The sequence below is a fragment of the Hydrogenophaga sp. genome (genome assembly GCF_019635465.1).
Lineage (GTDB): Bacteria > Pseudomonadota > Gammaproteobacteria > Burkholderiales > Burkholderiaceae_C > Hydrogenophaga.
This window is the reverse complement of record NZ_JAHBZK010000007.1, coordinates 178521-195180: the sequence shown is the minus strand read 5'-3', so window position 1 is coordinate 195180 and position 16660 is coordinate 178521. Positions and strand designations below refer to the sequence as shown.

Sequence of the window (16660 nt, the reverse complement as noted above, 5' to 3'; positions counted from 1 at the left end):
CCAGGTGCCGGAGCCGCTTGAGCGTGCGTGGCAGGTGCCGCTGGACCACCCGGCCTTCGCGGGGCACTTTCCCGGGCACCCGGTGCTGCCCGGTGTCGTGCTGCTTGACCTCGCGCTTGAGGCCGCGCGCAGCTTCCAGACTTCGGCGGCCGATGGGGTCTGGCTCGTTCCGCAGGCCAAGTTCCTGCAGGTGGTCAGACCCGGCGACCGACTGCTGCTGCGGCTCACACCCACCGCCACCGGCACGCTGAACTTCGAATTCCGGCGCGACGGCGAACAGGTGGCCAGCGGCCAGTTGCGGGCCGGCGCGGCATGACGGCCCCCAAGGCGCCCGCCTGGCGCGCGCAACCCGAACGCGGCCACCAGCTGGTCATGCGCCTGATGGTGCTGATCTCGCTGATCCTGGGTCGCCGGCTCAGCCGCTGCGTGCTGCACGGCATCACGCTGTACTTTCTGCTCTTCGGTGCGTCTGCCCGGCGCGCCAGCCGCGAGTACCTGTCGCGCGTCTTGGGCGGGCCTGTGCGCTGGCGCGACCTGTACCGGCACCTGCTCGCATTTGCCACCACGGTGCACGATCGCGTCTACCTGCTCAAGGACCGCTTCGACCTGTTCGACATCGAAATCGAAGGCAGCGAGGCCTTGCTGGACGCGATGGCCGACGGGCGTGGCGTGCTGCTCATGGGGGCGCACCTGGGTAGCTTCGAGGCCTTGCGCTGTGTGGGCCGGCGCCACCCGGGCATTTCGGTGTCCATGCTCATGTACGAGGACAACGCGCGCAAGGTCAACGCCGCGCTGCAGGTCATCAACCCGGCCCTGCAGCAGGAGGTGGTGCCACTGGGCCGACCCGACTCGATGATCGAGGCCGCCGCCCGGCTTGAGCAGGGGCACCTGCTCGGTCTGCTGGCCGATCGCTCGCTGCACAACGACGCGCGCGCCACGCACGACTTTCTGGGGGCGCCCGCGCCGTTTCCGACGGCACCCTGGCGGCTGGCGGCGGTGTTCAAACGCCCGGTGTTCTTCATGGCCGGGCTGTACATGGGGGGCAACCGCTACCGCCTGGTGTTTCGGCCCCTGGGCAACTTTGCGGCGGTGCCTCGCCTCGAACGCGACAAGGCCATCGACGGTATCCGGCAGGCCTATGTGCAAGCATTGCAGGCCTGCTGCCGGCAGGCGCCGATGAACTGGTTCAACTTTTTCGACTTCTGGCGCGCATGAGGTTTCGTCTGCTGCTGTCTTTGGTCTTGCTGCTGATGGCGCCGCTGGCGCAGGCGCAGGACCTGCTCGATCAACTCATGGCCCGCCTGGCGACCAACGCGGGCGGGACAGTGCGCTTTGTCGAACTGCGTCACCTGGCCATGCTCGATGCCCCGCTGCGATCGACCGGCGAGATGATCTACAACCCGCCGGACTGGCTGGAGCGTCGCACCCTGCGCCCCCGTGCTGAGCGGGTGCTGCTCTACAAGGACACCATCACCATCGAGCGCGAGCGCACCCGTATGAGCGTGCAGATCGCGCAGCGCCCCGAAGTGCAGGCCTTCGTGGCCAGCATCCGCAGCACCTTGCGCGGCGATCGCGCCGGGCTGGAGCGCCACTACAAACTTCAACTGCAGGGCAGCCTGCGCCGATGGACGCTGGTGCTGGAGCCCATCGAGCCCGCCATGCGGGCCATCGTCACCCGCATCACGCTCAACGGCGACGACATCAATGTGCGCCACATCGAATACGCCCAGGCCGACGGCGATCGTACCGAGCTGCAACTCGAGCCGATGGTGACCCGATGAAGGTGCGTGCGCGGTTGGTGCTGGCGGCGACCTGGCTGGCAGCCATGCTGCTGGCGGTCTGGTGGGTGTCGCACAGTCGCTTCACCACCGATCTGTCGTTCTTTCTGCCGTCCGAGCCCACGCCCGAGCAGGAGGTGTTGGTCGATCAGCTGCGCGAAGGCGTGGTGTCGCGGTTGCTGATGGTGGCGATTGAAGGCGGCGACGCGCGAAGCCGTGCGCAGGCTTCGCACGCCCTGCGCGACCGGCTCGCCGCCGACCCGGCGTTTGTGTCGGTACAGAACGGCGAGCTGGGCGCGCTCGATGGCGAGCTGTCGGTGCTGATGCGCCACCGTTACCAGTTGAGCCCGGCAGTGACTGCCGATCGCTTCAGCGTCGACGGCCTGCGCTCGGCGGTGCTCAACACCATCGACATCGTGTCTTCGCCGGCCGGTCTGCTGCTCAAGCCGCACTTTCTGCGCGATCCCACGGGCGAAGTCATCGAGTTGCTGAGCGGCCTGCAATCCCAGGGTCAGCCGGCCATGGCCGAGGGCGTGTGGTCTTCGCGCGATGGCCAGCGCGCGCTGCTGCTGTTGCAGACCCGTGCGCTGGGCGCCGACACCGACGGCCAGGCGCAGGCCGTTGAGCGGGTGCAGCAGCTGTTCGCCGAGGAATCTCAGGCCACGCCCGCGCTGAGCCTGCAGGTGGCCGGCCCGGGGGTGTTTGCGGTGCAGACGCGCGCTGCGGTGAAGGCCGACGTGGCGCGCCTCACGCTCATGAGTGCGGCCGGCATCAGTCTGCTGCTGTGGCTGGTCTACCGCCGCCCCTGGCCGCTGCTGCTCACGCTGGTGCCGGTGCTCAGCGGCGCGCTGGCCGGCTTGGTGGTGGTCTCGCTGGTGCACGGGTCGGTGTTCGCCATCACCGCCGGTTTCGGTGCGGCGCTCATTGGTGAGGCGGTCGACTACGGCATCTATTACTTCGTGCAGGCCGGCCGCGGGGATCTGCGCGAATGGCACAGCCGCTTCTGGCCCACGATCCGCCTGGGCGTGGCCACCTCGGTGCTGGGCTTCGGTGCACTGCTGTTTGCCGGTTTTCCGGGGCTGGCGCAACTGGGCCTGTATGCCTTGAGCGGCGTGGTCACGGCCTCGCTGGTGACGCGCTTCGTGCTGCCCGCGATGGCGGGTCAGGTGCAGGTGCGTACGCCCGGTCTGCCCCCAGGTTTTGTCGGTCTGGTGCGCCGCGCGCGTGCGCTGCGCTGGCCGGTGCTGCTGCTGGGTGCGATCGCGCTGACCTATCTCGCCATGCACCGGCAGGCCCTGTGGGAGCCCAATTTGTCGGTGCTCTCCAGCATCACCGAAGCCGATGCGCAGCGCGACACGCAATTGCGCAGTGACCTGGGCGCACCCGATGCGCGCTACATCGTGGTGGTGCGTGCGGCCAGCCGCGAGCTGGCTCTGCAAGGCGCCGAGCTGGCCGGCGAGCGCCTCGCGCCCCTGGTTGAGCAGGGACGCATCGGCGGCTTCGATTCGCCCGCCCGCTTTCTGCCGAGCGAGGCCTTGCAGTCGCAGCGCCAGGCCAGCCTGCCCGAGTCGCAGGTGCTGAAGGGCCGACTCGACGACGCCCTGGCCGGTCAGCCCATCTCACCCGCGCGCCTTGCGCCTTTCGTCGCGGAGGTGGCCCAGGCGCGCACGGCGCCACCGCTGCGCCGCGCCGATCTGGACGGCACCGCGCTGGCCCTGGCGGTCGACTCGCTGTTGCAGTCGCACCCCTCGGGGTGGACGGCCCTGCTGCCCCTGCGGCCGGTGGCCGGGCAGGGCGGCTCCGATCTGCCGGCGCACGAGCTGGAGCGCGCCCTGCAAGGCAGCGGCGCCTTGTTTGTCGACCTCAAGGCCGAGTTCGAGCACATGTACGCCGACTACCTGCGCCAGGCCATCGTGTTGTCCTTGCTGGGCATGGTGGCCATCGTGGCGCTGCTCTCGCTCACCTTGCGCTCCGCGAGGCGGCTGGCGGCCGTGCTGCTGCCGCTGGTGGCGACGGTGGCGGTGGTGATGGCCGGCCTTCATCTGGGCGGTGCGCGCCTGCACCTGCTGCACTTGGTGGGCATGCTGCTCATCGTGGCGGTGGGCTCCAACTACGCCCTGTTTCTGGAGCGCTGGTGCAGCGACCCGGCGGCGGACGCCACCTCGCTGCTGTCGGTGCTGGTGGCCTGCGGCACCACGGTGATCGGCTTTGGCGCGCTGGCCATGTCGGCGGTGCCGGTGCTGCAGGCGGTGGGGGCCACCGTGGCGCCCGGCGCCTTGCTGGCCCTGGTGTTTGCGGCGGCGCTCGCGCCGCGGGAGCGGGCGGCATGAACGCCGTGCCGGGGCAGGGTTTCACGGGCCGCGCACCCTGGCGGCTGGTGTGGCTGCCCGGTGCGGCCATGCGCGCGCAGGACGTCGTGGACCAGGGCTTCGATCGCCAGGCACAGGCCGCGGGCCTGGACCTTGATCTGGTGGCGGTGGATCTGCAGGCGCAACGACTGGACGGTGTGGACCAGTTGCAGGCCCTGGTGGATCAGCATCTGCGACCAGTGCGCGCGCAAGGCACGCGGGTCTGGCTGGCCGGCATCTCGCTGGGCGGCTGGCAGTCGGTGCTGTGCGCGCGGCGCTGGCCCGAGGCCGTGGATGGCTTGTGCCTGCTCTCGCCCTACCCGGGCGAGCGCAGCGTGTGGCGACGCATCGAGCTGGCCGGCGGCCTGGACACCTGGACCCCACCCGCTGTGCCCGACGACCCGGTGCTGGAGACCTGGGCCTGGTGGCAACAACCTCCGCCCGATCTGCCGGTGTGGATGGGCTATGGCGTGCGCGACCGCTTTGTCGATGGCATGGCGCGCATGGCCTCGCGCCTGCCGCGTTCATCGGTGCACACCCTCGATGGCGACCACGACTGGGCGTGCTGGCAGGGTCTTTGGCAGGCCTTCGTCGCCCACGCGCGTGCGGGCGGCAGCGAGGTGGCGCCGTGAGCGCGCGCTGGCGTCCGGCACCGGCCTTGCCGGCCTCACTGCTGTTGCACGGCGTGGCCGCGGGCGCCGCGCTGTGGCAACCGGCGTGGTGGCCCTGGGCTGCGTCGGCGGTGGTGGCCAATCACGCCGCGCTGGTGGGCGGCGGTCTTTGGCCGCGCTCGCAATGGCTGGGCGTCAACTGGGCCCGCTTGCCCGCGGGCGAGGCCACGCATCAGGCCATCGCCCTCACCATCGACGACGGCCCCGACCCGGCCGTCACGCCGCAGGTGCTCGATGTGCTCGACGCGCTGGGTGCGCGCGCCACGTTCTTCTGTATCGGCCATCGCGCCCAGACCCACGCGGCGCTGTGCCGCGACATCGTGCGCCGCGGCCACCGGGTGGAAAACCACGGCTTCAGCCACTCGCACGCGTTCTCGGTGTTCGGCCCGTCGCGCATGCGCGACGACATCCTTGCCGCGCAACACATGCTCAGCGACATCACTGGGCAGGCGCCGCGCTTTTTCCGTCCCACCGCCGGCCTGCGCAATCCCTGGCTGGACCCGGTGCTGCACGAGCTGGGGCTGACCCTGGCCAGCTGGACGCGGCGCGGCTTCGACACCCGAACCGGCGACGCCGCCACCGTGCACCGTCGTCTGACGCGCGGGCTGCAAGGTGGCGACATCCTGTTGTTGCACGACGGCCATGCCCGCCAGACCGCGCAGGGCACGCCGGTGCTGAACGCCGTGCTGCCCTTGCTGATGGCCGACGCGCATCGGCTGGGGCTTCGCACGGTCACCCTTGCGCAATGCCTGCCATGAACAGCGCGGCCATTCAGCAGCTTGTGGACCACGCCAGTGGGCGCTTCGCACACGCCGGGCAATTCGCATACCACTACGCGCGCGGCAAACTGGGGCACGACACCCTCTTTCACGAAATCGTCCGCACCGGTTTGCTGGGCGACGCGGGCCGCGTGCTCGACCTGGGCAGTGGCCAGGGCAGCCTGTTCGCCTGGCTGCTCAGCGCTCGCGAACTGGCCGACGCGGGCCAATGGCCCGCCGAGTGGCCGCAACCTGAGCGGCATACGCAGTTGCAGGGCATTGAACTCATGGCGCGCGACGTCGAGCGCGCACGGCGCGCCTTTGGCACAGACCATCCGGTGGTCTGCATCGAACAGGGCGACATGACCGAGGTGGCCCTGGGTCGGCCCGACGCCATCACCATTCTGGATGCCCTGCACTATGTCGACCCTGCGCGCCAACGCGCGCTGCTGGGGCGCATCCGCGACGCCTTGCCGCGCGGTGGCGTGTTTCTCACCCGCATTGGCGACGCCGACGCCGGCTGGCGGTTTCATGTCTGCAATGGTGTTGATCGCGCGGTCACGTATGCGCGCGGGCACCGCTTGCCCCGGCTGTACTGTCGCGGCCTTGCCGATTGGCGCGGCGAGCTTGAGCATCTGGGCTTTGCCGTCGAGCACCGCGACATGAATGGGCGCAAGCCCTTTGCCAATGTCATGCTTCACTGCCGGGTGCGCTGACAACGCCCGCCATCATCCTGCTTCGATCCGACCCGATGAATCCCTTGCCCCTCACCGCTTACACCGCCACCTCCTGCCTGGGGGCAGGCATCGACGCGCACGCACTGGCATTGCGCGAAGGCCGCAGCGGCCTGCAGCCGTGTCGGTTCGAAACCGTCGACCTGTCGACCTGGGTTGGCGAGGTGGCGGGTGTGGACGATGTCGCTTTGCCCGATGCGTGGCGCGAGTTCGATTGCCGCAACAACCGCCTGACCTGGCTGGGCCTGCAACAGGACGGCTTCGCCGAGCGGGTGCGCGAGGCAGTGGCGCGTCACGGTGCCGATCGGGTGGGGGTCTTCATGGGCACCAGCACTTCGGGCATTCTGCAGACCGAACTGGCCTACCGGCGGCGCGACCCGGCCACCGGCGCGCTGCCGGACGATTTCAATTACGCAGGCACGCACAACACCTACTCGGTGGCCGCCTTTGTGCGAGCCTGCTTCGGTATCGAAGGCATGGCCATGGCTTTGTCGAGCGCCTGCTCGTCCAGCGCCAAGGCCTTTGCCGCTGCGGCCCGGCAGATCCGCGCCGGCGCCATCGATGCGGCCGTGGTGGGCGGGGTGGACTCGTTGTGTCTGACCACGCTGTACGGCTTCGCCTCGCTGCAGCTCACGTCGGCGCAGCCCTGCCGCCCGGGCGACGCGCAGCGCGACGGCATTTCCATTGGTGAGGCGGCGGCCTTCGCTTTGCTGGAGCGTGGGCCCGCGCAGGCCGGCGACATCGTGCTGCGGGGCGCAGGCGAATCCAGCGACGCGCACCACATGTCGGCGCCGCACCCGCAAGGCCTGGGTGCCTTGCAGGCCATGCAGGCGGCGCTGCGCAGCGCGGGCGTGTCGGCCGATGACATCGGCTACATCAACCTGCACGGAACCGCCACACCCGCCAACGACGCCGCCGAAGGTCTGGCGGTGGCAGAGCTGTTTGCACAGCGTGTGCCCGCCTCGTCGACCAAGGGCGCCACCGGCCACACGCTGGGGGCCGCGGGCGCGCTGGAAGCTGTGGTCTGCGCGCTGGCCCTGCGCGATGGCTGGCTGCCGGGCAGCCCGGGCACCCTGACGCCCGATCCGGCCATTCAGGTGGACTACCGCCTGGGCGGATCGGCGGCACCGGGGCTGCAATTGGCGTTGAGCAATTCCTTCGGTTTTGGTGGCAGCAATTGCAGCCTGGTGTTCGGGAGGTCCGCATGAGTGCGCCGTCGGTGTGGTTGCATGGCGTGTCCTTGATTGCACCGGGTCTGCCGGACTGGGGCCAGACCGCGCGCACCTTGCGCGGCGAGCAGGCCTGGACTTCGGCGCCCACGGTGTTGCCGGTGGCCGAGCGTTTGCCCGCGGCCGAGCGCCGACGCGCCAGTCGGGTGGTGCGCGTTGCGCTGGCCCTGGGCTGGCAGGCACTGGGTGAGCAGGACCCCGCGCCGGTGGCCACGGTGTTCAGCTCCTCCGGTGCCGACGGGCACAACTGCCACGCGCTGTGCGAGCAACTCGCGGGCAGCGACCGCGCCGTCTCGCCCACGCGTTTTCACAACTCGGTCCACAACGCCGCGGCCGGCTACTGGGGCATCGCCTCGCGTTCCATGGCGCCCAGCCAGGTGCTGTGCGCCTACGACGCCAGCTTCGGCGCCGGCTGGCTCGACGCCGTCGGCCAGCTGGCCGATGGGCTCGATCAGATTCTGCTGGTGGTCTACGACAGCGAATACCCCGAGCCTTTGCACACCTGCCGCCCGGTGCCCGACGTGGCCGGTGTGGCGCTGTGGCTGGGCACCCAGGCCCGCGAAACCAGCCTGGGCCAGTTGCAGGGCACACCCACGCGCGAGCCACCCACCACCATGGCAGATGGCGGACTCGATGGCCTGCGCCAGGCCTTCCCATCGTTGCGGGCCTTACCGCTGTTGCAGGCCATTGCAAAGGGGCAGACAACGCGCGCGGTCATCGACCACCTGGCGCCCTTGCACCTCGAGCTGCGCTTCACGCCGCGCTGAACCTTCGCATCGCCTTCGCAGAGCCTTCGCCGAACGCCCATGAGCCCAGACACCCCCCTTGACCGCGCGTGGATCGCGCAGCGCATTCCGCACCAGGGCAGCATGTGCCTGCTCGATGCGGTGCAGCAGTGGTCCGACGACGCCATCACCTGCAGTGCGCACATCGCCCCTGGCACCGAGCACCCCTTGCGACGCGACGGGGTGTTGTCGAGCGCGCACGCCATCGAGTACGCCGCGCAGGCCATGGCGGTGCATGGCGCACTCACCGCCGGCGACAGCCCCGCACCCGCCGCCGGCTACCTCGCCAGCGTGCGCGCGGTGCAGTTGCACCACAGCGAACTGCTGGCCGAGGACTCGCCCTTGCAGATCACCGCACAGCGCCTGTCGGCGGTGGGGGCGAACGTGATGTACGGCTTTCGTGTCGCCTCGGCGCGCGGTTGCCTGGCCGAGGGCCGCGCTGCCGTGGTGCTCGATGTGGGTGCGAACGCGGGCGCGAGTGGAGGTGACGCATGAAACGCGCGCTCGTCACTGGCGCCAGTGGCGGCCTGGGCTCGGCCATCGCGCAGCGCCTCGCGCGCGATGGGCTGGAAGTGCTGGTGCACGCCAACCAAGGGCTGGCACGGGCCGAAGCCCTGGCGCAGCAACTGCGTGAGGCGGGTGGTTCCGCGCGCGCCGTGCAGTTCGATGTGTGCGACCGCGAAGCCACGGCCACTGCGCTGGCCGCGCTGATCGACGAGGCACCGATCCAGGTGCTGGTCAACAACGCGGGCGTGCACGACGACGCAGTGCTGGCCGGCATGCGGGGCGAGCAATGGGACCGGGTGGTCGATGTCTCGCTCAATGGCTTCTTCAACGTCACCCAGCCGTTGTTGCTGCCGATGATCCGTACCCGCTGGGGCCGCATCGTCAACATCACCTCGGTGTCGGCGGTGCTGGGCAACCGCGGCCAGACCAACTACGCCGCGGCCAAGGCGGCCCTGCACGCGGCGGGGCGTTCACTCTCGCTGGAAGTGGCCTCGCGCGGCATCACGGTCAACGCGGTGGCACCGGGCATCGTCGATACCGGCATGGCCGACGGTGCGTTTGATGCCGCGACCATTCGCCAGATGGTGCCGATGCAGCGCGCCGGTCGGGCCGACGAGGTGGCGGCGCTGGTGTCGTTTCTGGTCGGGGAAGAGGCCGGCTACATCAGCGGGCAGGTGATCGGCATCAACGGCGGCATGGGCTGAGACCAAAGGCCTCAGCCGCGCCACTTGCGCCACAGCAGCATGGGCAGGCGCAGCACGAAGCCGATGAACAGGCGCGTGTGCATCCAGGTGAGCAGGGTGTTGTCGCGCAGGTATTTGAAGTGCGACACGCCGCCTTCGTCGGCGCCCAGGTAGCGCACCGGTGCGTCCACATTGATGGGTCGAACACCGGCCCAGCACAGGCGCACCACCGCCTCGGGGTCGAAGTCGAAGCGGCGCATGAAGCGCGTGGACGCCATCACGCGGCGCAGCGCAGCGATCGGGTAGACCCGAAAGCCGTACAGCGAATCGCCCACGCCCATGCCGAGAGTTTCGAGGTTGGCCCAGGCGTTGGACACCCGCCGGCCTTGCACGCGCAGCGCGGGGGCGTCGGCGCCAAAGACCGGCTTGCCCAGCACCATGGCCGCGGGGTCGGCGGTGGATGTGGCCATGAAGTTGGGGATGAGTTCGGCGGGGTGCTGACCGTCGGCGTCCATGGTGAGGGCGTGTGTGAAGCCCGCGGCCGCTGCGGCCTTGATGCCGGCCAGCACCGCCGCGCCCTTGCCCTGATTGACGGGCAGCACGATGACCCGAAGCCCGTCGTCCTGCGCGGCCAGTGCCTGCACCTGCGCGGTGGAAGCATCGGTGCTGCCGTCCACCACCACCCACACCGGCGCCCATTGGGCACGCGCTGCCCGCACGGTGCCGAGCAACAGATCGCCCGGGTTGTAGCTTGGAATCAGGACGAGATGGGTCGTGGAGGCGTGCATGGTCGGGCCGTATCGGTGGCGGCATCGGCGGACTCGGGGCTCAGCGCGTCGTCAAAGTGGCGCTGCAATGCGTCGGTGAAGGTCGGCACATCCTGCGGCGCGTCAAAGCGCTGGCCCAGCCGCGCGGTGACCACCAGCGGCAGCGAGGGGCGGCGCCAGATGGGCCAGCCCTTGCCGAGGTAGGGCGACGAGAAATCGAGCAGCACCACCTGAACGGGCACCTGCGCGCGCTGGGCCACCAGGCCAATCGAGGGCAGGACACGATCGATAGGGAATTGTTCGGTGCGGCTGCCTTCGGGGAACACGATGATCTGCGTGCCTTCGCGCAGCGCAGCGCGGCTGCGCGAGATCAGGTTGACCAGGTTGTCGTTGCGGATGTAGCGCGCCAGCCGGGCGCCCGCGCCGAACATGGGGTTGTCAAGCAAGGCCGCTTTCATGATGCAGACGGCGTTGGGTAGACGGGAAACCAGCAGCACCGCGTCAAGCAGGCTGGGGTGGTTGGCGGCGACGATCATGGCGCCCTCTCGGCCCAAGCCGTCAAGAGCCGCCAGGTCGAAGCGGCAGCCGCAGGCCAGCTCAAGCACCCGCAGGTAAAAGCGGAAGCCGTGGCAGGCGACGCGCCGGCCCAGCCACTGGCCGGTGCGCCGGGGCAGCAGCAGGTGCAGCACGGCGGCCGCGGGGAACCAGCTCAGGCACAGCAGCGCCAGCGTGCCCAGCCCCACCACCATGGCCACGGTCTCGCGTGTGGCTTGCCACCAGGGCATGCGGGGGACGGTTGCTTCGGTGCGCATGGGTCAGCGTGCCGGGTTGGCCACCGATTCGACTTCCACGAGCAGGTCCTGGCGGCACACGTCGGCCTGCACCAGCGCCAGCGGCGCGCCTTGCAGGGCATCTGTCAGGAACGCGCGCACGGCCGCGACGTCGTTGCTGTGGCGAACGTAGACGCGGTGCTCTGCTTGATGGGCGAGGTAGTGGTGGCCGCCACCGGCGTGGCTGGCTTCGGCGAACACGGCGTTCAGGTTGCGCGCGGTCTCTGCGCATTGGGCCAGCACGTCCCCTGCGTGCACCGTCTCGTGGCCCACGATGCTGGCCGTGCCCGAAACGAACAGGGTCGGCTGGCCCATATCGCCCGCCAGCACGGCGCGGGCAAACACCGGTGGTCTCGGGCCGTATTGGTCGGGGTAGTGGTAGGCACTGACCTGACGCGGGTTTTCGATGGCGCGAGGCGGATGACGCCCCGCCAGGCAGGCGATCGACAAGGGGCCGCCGGCCGACCCCAGCGCACTGGCCGCGGGCGCATGCTGCGCCACCGCTGTGCCACGCGCGTCGTAGGCCTGGTGGCGCCCGAGATTGAACCAGCGGTAGCGCTCCAGGCCGTCGGCCTCTGCGTTGATGTCGGGCAGGTAGTTCCAGACCCGCCACAGGTGCGGCGTGCCCTGTGTGGCCATCAGGTCGAACAGCTGGCCATAGGCCCGCTCGGTGAGTGCCCGCAGGGCCTCACCCGCACCTTTGGCCGTTGATCCGGAGGGCTCTTCCAGCTCAACCAGCGCGAACATCACCTCTTGGTTGGCGCGCCACAGCACGTCCCCGTGCTGCCCGGCGTCGATGTCGCCGGCCACGCCCCAGGCCTCGCGCCAGGGCGCATCGAAGCCGGTCATGTGCAGTGTTTGTTCGGGCCAGTCGGGGGCGCCTTGGGCGTCGGCGATCGCCGATCCGCCCAGGACCTGCTCAATGGACGATGGCCGGGTGGGGCAGGGGTGCAGGCGCTGCAGGCGGTTCATGCGCCGGTCTGTGCAGGTGCGGCCTGCACGTTGCCGCGCCGCTGACGCCAGGCCCGCCACGCGCGCCGGGGGTGCACCAGGTTGACCGAGAAGTACAGCGCCTTGAATGCCCACAGCGATGGCCAGATCGGTGTGCGCCCGAACAGGTCGCCCGCCAGCACCGAAAGCAAGGCCTCCTTCATGCGCAAGGGGTTGTGGGGCTGCATGAAGAAGCCGCGCATGGTTGGGTTGGTCATGCGGTAGATGAACCAGGAGAAGGCGCGCGGACCCAGGCGCATGTGGCGATCGAAGCGGGCCAGTTCGGTTTTGGCGCGCTCGGGCGAGCTGAGGCAGGCGTGCACCACCTCGGCGCCGACCTCACCGCCGCTCATGGCCAGCCACACGCCCGACGAGAACACCGGGTCGATGAAGGCATAGGCGTCGCCCAGCAGCAGGAAGTTGTCGCCGTGACACTGCGTGGCGCTGTACGAGTAATTGCCCGCCGCTTCGGCCTCGGTGCACAGCGTGGCTTGTGCGAGGCGTTGCGCCAGCGCCGGGCACTGGCGGATGTTGTCGAGCAGGAAGTCGCTGAGGCTGCGTTCGCCACGCGATTTCATGTGGTACGGCCAGGTCACCATGCCCACGCTGGTGGCGCCGTCGTGCAGCGGAATGAACCAGAACCAGCCGTGCTCGAACCAGAAGACCGAGATGTTGCCGGCGTCCTGACCCGGTAGGCGCTGCGCGTTCTGAAAGTGCGCATAGACCGCCGCGCTGTTGTGGTCCGGGTTCTTGGTCTTGATCTTGAGGCGGCCCGCCAGAAAGGTGTCGCGCCCCGAGGCATCGATCAGGAAGCGGGGGCGCCAGGTGGCGCTGGCCCCGTTGTCGTCGCGCGTGGTGACCGAAGCGACCTTGCGGCCGGGCGCATCCCACTGCACGTCGACCGCGCGCGTGCCTTCAAACACCTCGACACCGCGGGTGCGCGCGTTGTTGAGCAGGATGTGGTCGAAATCGGCCCGGCGGACCTGGTAGGCGCCGGGCATGGTCTTGTCCCAGGCGTCGGCGAAGTAGTAGGTCTGCGTGTGGCTGTGCTGCGGGGAAACGAACTCGGCGCCGGGCTTGGGCATGCCGATGGCACGCACCGCCTCGCCCACGCCCATGCGGTCGAGCAAGGGCAGGTTGGCCGGCAGCAGGGATTCACCGATGTGAAAACGCGGATGGTGGTCCTTGTCGACCAGCACCACGCGGTGGCCCTGGCTGGCCAGCAGTGCCGATACGGTCGAGCCGGCGGGGCCGCCCCCGATCACGAAGACGTCGCAATCTTGGGCAGGCATCTGGGCAGGTGAATGGTCTGGTTGCACGAAGTCCTCGCCCGTTTGGAATCTGTGTGGGTTGCGCAGCCGGCCATTCTAGGCGTCGCGATTGCACTCAAACCCCGGGGGAGTGGGCGTCGAACCAGGCAAAAAAAAGCCCTCACCGTGTGGTGAGGGCTGATAAGGGTCCGATGAAACGGAATTTCGAAAAGGACCCGAGGAGACAACCAAAAAAACCGGGTGGACAGCAAACCTTGGGTCAGAGACTAAGGCTTGCGACCATGGAGCAATTGTGGCCGGGCGACGAAATGTCAAGTCCTGCGATCAACGGCTCCAAAAGTGTGCAATTCAGCGCTTCTTGGCAGCGGTCTTGGTGGCGTTGACGGCGGTGGCCGTCACGGTGTTGAAGTTGGCTTCGGCCATTTCGGTGGCTTGCTTGACAGCCTTCTGCACCGATTCGATGGCGTTGTTGGCAGCCGAGACAGCGCTCTTCATGACGGCGACGGCGCTCTCGGAGCCGGCGGGGGCGTTCTTGGCGGCGTTGTCGACGACGGCCATGAATTTCTTCTGGGCGTCGGTGGCGGTGGCTTCAGCGGCTTTGCTGAATTCGGCGCCGGTGCCCGAAGCGATGTCGTACAGGTGGCGGCTGTAGGCCACCGACTTCTCGGCCAGGGGCTGCATCATGCTGGCTTGCAGGTTCAGCAGTTCCTGGGCGTCTTTGACGCTCAGCAGGGCCTGGGTGTTGTTGGCGGACTCCGACAGGGCGGCCTTGGTGGCCTGGATGTTCAGTTCGACCAGCTTCTCCACGCCTTCGAAAGCCTTTTGCGTCAGGCCAAAGAGGGTGTCGATCTGGGTTTTCTGGGCGGCGATCACTTGTTCAACGGTCAGCATGTCAGTACTCCTAAGGGTGGATGAAAAAAAGCAAGGCACTCGGTTGCGGCGTGGACGCAGGCACTGGGTTCAGGCTCTTGTTTCGTCCGTTTATGCTGCGCTGCAACATGGGTCGAATTATAGGGAGGGGACAGGGGAGCGCAAGCACTTTTTGCTGCGGCGCAACATTCTAGGGAGGCGTTTCTAAAACCCGGGGGCCGCGCTCGGAAGGCACGCCCTCGCCACAATGCGCCCGACGCCCCGTTTCCCCGAGCCGTGCACGCCTACTACGCCGACCATTTCGTGCTGCCCTTGCCCACAGGGCACCGCTTCCCCATGTCCAAGTACGGTCGTTTGCGGGAGCGGCTGGCGCTGGACCTGCCAGAGGTGAACCTGAGCGAAGCCTTGCCGGCCACGGATGGCGAACTGGCCTTGGTCCACACGCCGTCGTACATCCAGGCGGTGGCCACTGGCACGCTGGCGCCCACCATGCAGCGCGAGATCGGTTTTCCCTGGAGCCCGGCCATGGCCGAGCGCGCGCGCCGCTCGGTGGGCGCCTCGGTGCTGGCGGCGCGCCGGGTGATGGCGCAGGGCGGCGGGGTGGCCGCCAATCTGGCGGGTGGTACCCACCATGCCTACGCCGACAAGGGCGGTGGCTTCTGCGTCTTCAACGACTTTGCGGTGGCCGCGCGCCTGATGCAGGCCGAGTACCTGCGGCGCCATGGCAGCCGGGCGCCGCTGCGCGTGGTGATCGTCGACCTGGATGTGCACCAGGGCAACGGCACCGCGCGCATCTTTGCCAACGACGCGTCGGTGTTCACGCTGTCGCTGCACGGCGCCAAGAACTTTCCCTTCCGCAAGGAGCCCAGCGACCTCGACGTCGAATTGCCCGATGGCACGGGCGACCACGACTACCTGCACGCGCTCGACCTGGCCCTGGATGAGCTCGATCGGCGCTTCGAGCCGGGCCTGGTGATGTACCTGGCCGGCGCCGATCCGCACGAGGGCGACCGGCTGGGGCGCCTCAAGCTCAGCTTTGACGGCCTGGAGGCGCGCGACCGGCGGGTGATGGACTGGGCCTGGCAGCGCTCGCTGCCGCTGGTGATGGCCATGGGCGGTGGCTACGGTCGCGACATGGAAGCCACCGTGCAGGTGCAGGTCAACACCTATCGTGTGGCCCTTTCCTACGCGCAGCGCTGGTCGCAGCGAACGCAGGCCCACGCGCCGTTGGCGACATCGGTGCACGGAGCGCACTGGCAAAATGCCCGCCCATGACCGCGAACGCACCGGCCGAACGCCCGACCCCTCGCCCGCGCAGCGACTACCGCGCCTTTCGCTCCATCACCACCCGCTGGTCCGACAACGACGTCTACGGCCACGTCAACAACGTCGTTTACTACAGCTGGTTCGACACGGCGGTCAATGCCCACCTCATCGAGGCGGGCGCGCTCGACATCCATGCCGGCGGCGTGATCGGCCTGGTGGTCGAGACGCAGTGCCACTACTTTGCGCCGCTGGCCTTTCCGCAGACCGTGCTGGCAGGCCTGCGGGTCGCACACCTGGGCAAATCCAGCGTGCGCTACGAAGTGGGCCTGTTTGCCGACGGCGCCGACACCACAGCCGCACACGGGCATTTCGTGCACGTCTACGTCGATCGCGAAACGCGCCGCCCGGTGCCGCTGCCCGACGCCCTCAAAAACGTTCTGGAGACCTTGCGATGACCCTCGCCGCCCCCGTGATCGACCCCGCCAGCGTCGATGCGGCTATCACTTCGCGCATGTCGGTGCGCGCCTTTCTGCCCAAGCAAGTCCCGCGCGAGACCATCGAGCACCTGCTCGACGTGGCGCGGCGTGCGCCATCGGGCACCAACACGCAACCCTGGAAGGTGTACGTGTTGCAGAACGCGGCCCGCGACGAGCTGGTGGCCAAGGTCTGCGCGGCGCACGACGCCATGTACGCCAACCCGGCGCTGGCGGCCGAGTACCGCGAGGAATACGACTATTACCCCGAGAAATGGGTCAGCCCGTACATCGACCGCCGCCGCGAAAACGGGTGGGGCCTCTACGGCCTGCTGGGCATCGCCAAGGGCGAGAAGGACAAGATGCACGCCCAGCACCAGCGCAACTTCCAGCTGTTCGACGCCCCGGTGGGGCTGATGTTCACGCTGGACCGCGTGATGGGCCGCGGCTCGCTGGTCGACTACGGCATGTTCCTGCAAAACATCATGGTGGCCGCGCGCGGCCACGGCCTGCACACCTGCCCGCAGGCGGCCTGGAACGGCTTCGCCAAAATCATCCTCCCGCACATCGGTGCGGGCGAAGGCGAAATGCTGGTCTGCGGCATGGCCCTGGGCTATGCGGACCCGAACGCCCCGGTCAACGACTTCATCACCCCGCGCGAGCCCGTGGCCGCGTTTACCCACTGGCTCGGTTGAGCCAC

The 16660-nt window shown here is 68.9% G+C and carries 19 protein-coding genes; 14 read left to right on the top strand and 5 right to left on the bottom strand.

The window, feature by feature from the left end; translation table 11 throughout:
• Nucleotides 1-4 precede the first annotated feature (4 nt).
• Genes KF871_RS08525 through fabG form a run of 11 tightly spaced genes read left to right on the top strand, consistent with a single transcriptional unit; the run spans nt 5 to nt 9514 of the window.
• Nucleotides 5-316, top strand: a complete 312-nt coding sequence (locus KF871_RS08525) for a hypothetical protein (protein ID WP_291140743.1) — start codon at nt 5-7, stop codon at nt 314-316.
• Nucleotides 313-1215 (top strand): acyl-CoA synthetase, encoded by a 903-nt coding sequence (locus KF871_RS08520; protein WP_291140656.1) that lies wholly within the window; start codon nt 313-315, stop codon nt 1213-1215. The genes KF871_RS08525 and KF871_RS08520 overlap by 4 nt, the downstream gene beginning before the upstream one ends.
• Nucleotides 1212-1781: a LolA-related protein gene (locus KF871_RS08515; protein ID WP_291140653.1), complete on the top strand. Its 570-nt coding sequence runs from the start codon at nt 1212-1214 to the stop codon at nt 1779-1781. Before KF871_RS08520 ends, KF871_RS08515 begins: the two co-directional genes overlap by 4 nt.
• Nucleotides 1778-4108, top strand: a complete 2331-nt coding sequence (locus KF871_RS08510; RefSeq protein WP_291140651.1) for an MMPL family transporter — start codon at nt 1778-1780, stop codon at nt 4106-4108. Before KF871_RS08515 ends, KF871_RS08510 begins: the two co-directional genes overlap by 4 nt.
• The gene (locus tag KF871_RS08505) at nt 4105-4758 is read left to right on the top strand and encodes an alpha/beta hydrolase-fold protein (RefSeq protein ID WP_291140648.1); all 654 of its coding nucleotides are present in this window, start codon (nt 4105-4107) and stop codon (nt 4756-4758) included. The genes KF871_RS08510 and KF871_RS08505 overlap by 4 nt, the downstream gene beginning before the upstream one ends.
• The gene (locus KF871_RS08500; RefSeq protein ID WP_291140645.1) at nt 4755-5555 is read left to right on the top strand and encodes a polysaccharide deacetylase family protein; all 801 of its coding nucleotides are present in this window, start codon (nt 4755-4757) and stop codon (nt 5553-5555) included. The genes KF871_RS08505 and KF871_RS08500 overlap by 4 nt, the downstream gene beginning before the upstream one ends.
• Nucleotides 5552-6271, top strand: a complete 720-nt coding sequence (locus KF871_RS08495; protein WP_291140642.1) for a trans-aconitate 2-methyltransferase — start codon at nt 5552-5554, stop codon at nt 6269-6271. Before KF871_RS08500 ends, KF871_RS08495 begins: the two co-directional genes overlap by 4 nt.
• 35 nt (nt 6272-6306) lie before the next feature.
• Nucleotides 6307-7497, top strand: a complete 1191-nt coding sequence (locus KF871_RS08490) for a beta-ketoacyl-[acyl-carrier-protein] synthase family protein (protein WP_291140640.1) — start codon at nt 6307-6309, stop codon at nt 7495-7497.
• On the top strand, nt 7494-8285 hold the full coding sequence (locus tag KF871_RS08485; protein WP_291140637.1) for a beta-ketoacyl synthase chain length factor: 792 nt from the start codon (nt 7494-7496) through the stop codon (nt 8283-8285). Before KF871_RS08490 ends, KF871_RS08485 begins: the two co-directional genes overlap by 4 nt.
• Nucleotides 8286-8324: 39 nt before the next feature.
• Complete coding sequence (locus KF871_RS08480) at nt 8325-8798, top strand: 3-hydroxylacyl-ACP dehydratase (RefSeq protein ID WP_291140634.1); 474 nt, start codon at nt 8325-8327, stop codon at nt 8796-8798.
• A complete protein-coding gene (gene fabG, locus KF871_RS08475; RefSeq protein ID WP_291140631.1) occupies nt 8795-9514 on the top strand; it encodes a 3-oxoacyl-ACP reductase FabG in 720 nt (239 codons plus the stop codon). Before KF871_RS08480 ends, fabG begins: the two co-directional genes overlap by 4 nt.
• 11 nt (nt 9515-9525) lie before the next feature.
• On the opposite strand, the gene KF871_RS08470 is transcribed toward fabG, so the two are convergent.
• From KF871_RS08470 to KF871_RS08450, 5 genes are all read right to left on the bottom strand, one after another.
• Nucleotides 9526-10281 (bottom strand): glycosyltransferase family 2 protein, encoded by a 756-nt coding sequence (locus KF871_RS08470; RefSeq protein WP_291140628.1) that lies wholly within the window; start codon nt 10279-10281, stop codon nt 9526-9528.
• Nucleotides 10251-11072, bottom strand: coding sequence for a 1-acyl-sn-glycerol-3-phosphate acyltransferase (locus tag KF871_RS08465; RefSeq protein WP_291140625.1), 822 nt, complete (start codon nt 11070-11072; stop codon nt 10251-10253). The genes KF871_RS08470 and KF871_RS08465 overlap by 31 nt, the downstream gene beginning before the upstream one ends.
• Nucleotides 11073-11075: 3 nt before the next feature.
• Complete coding sequence (locus KF871_RS08460; protein ID WP_291140622.1) at nt 11076-12062, bottom strand: hypothetical protein; 987 nt, start codon at nt 12060-12062, stop codon at nt 11076-11078.
• A complete protein-coding gene (locus KF871_RS08455) occupies nt 12059-13372 on the bottom strand; it encodes an NAD(P)/FAD-dependent oxidoreductase (protein ID WP_291140618.1) in 1314 nt (437 codons plus the stop codon). The genes KF871_RS08460 and KF871_RS08455 overlap by 4 nt, the downstream gene beginning before the upstream one ends.
• A 327-nt stretch (nt 13373-13699) precedes the next feature.
• Nucleotides 13700-14242, bottom strand: coding sequence for a phasin family protein (locus tag KF871_RS08450; RefSeq protein ID WP_291140615.1), 543 nt, complete (start codon nt 14240-14242; stop codon nt 13700-13702).
• Nucleotides 14243-14497: 255 nt separating this feature from the next.
• Between KF871_RS08450 and KF871_RS08445 the strand changes: the two genes are divergently transcribed.
• Genes KF871_RS08445 through KF871_RS08435 form a run of 3 tightly spaced genes read left to right on the top strand, consistent with a single transcriptional unit; the run spans nt 14498 to nt 16655 of the window.
• Nucleotides 14498-15496, top strand: a complete 999-nt coding sequence (locus KF871_RS08445; protein ID WP_291140612.1) for a histone deacetylase — start codon at nt 14498-14500, stop codon at nt 15494-15496.
• On the top strand, nt 15493-15942 hold the full coding sequence (locus KF871_RS08440; protein ID WP_291140609.1) for a thioesterase family protein: 450 nt from the start codon (nt 15493-15495) through the stop codon (nt 15940-15942). The genes KF871_RS08445 and KF871_RS08440 overlap by 4 nt, the downstream gene beginning before the upstream one ends.
• Nucleotides 15939-16655 (top strand): nitroreductase, encoded by a 717-nt coding sequence (locus KF871_RS08435; RefSeq protein ID WP_291140606.1) that lies wholly within the window; start codon nt 15939-15941, stop codon nt 16653-16655. Before KF871_RS08440 ends, KF871_RS08435 begins: the two co-directional genes overlap by 4 nt.
• The last annotated feature ends 5 nt before the right edge of the window (nt 16656-16660 follow it).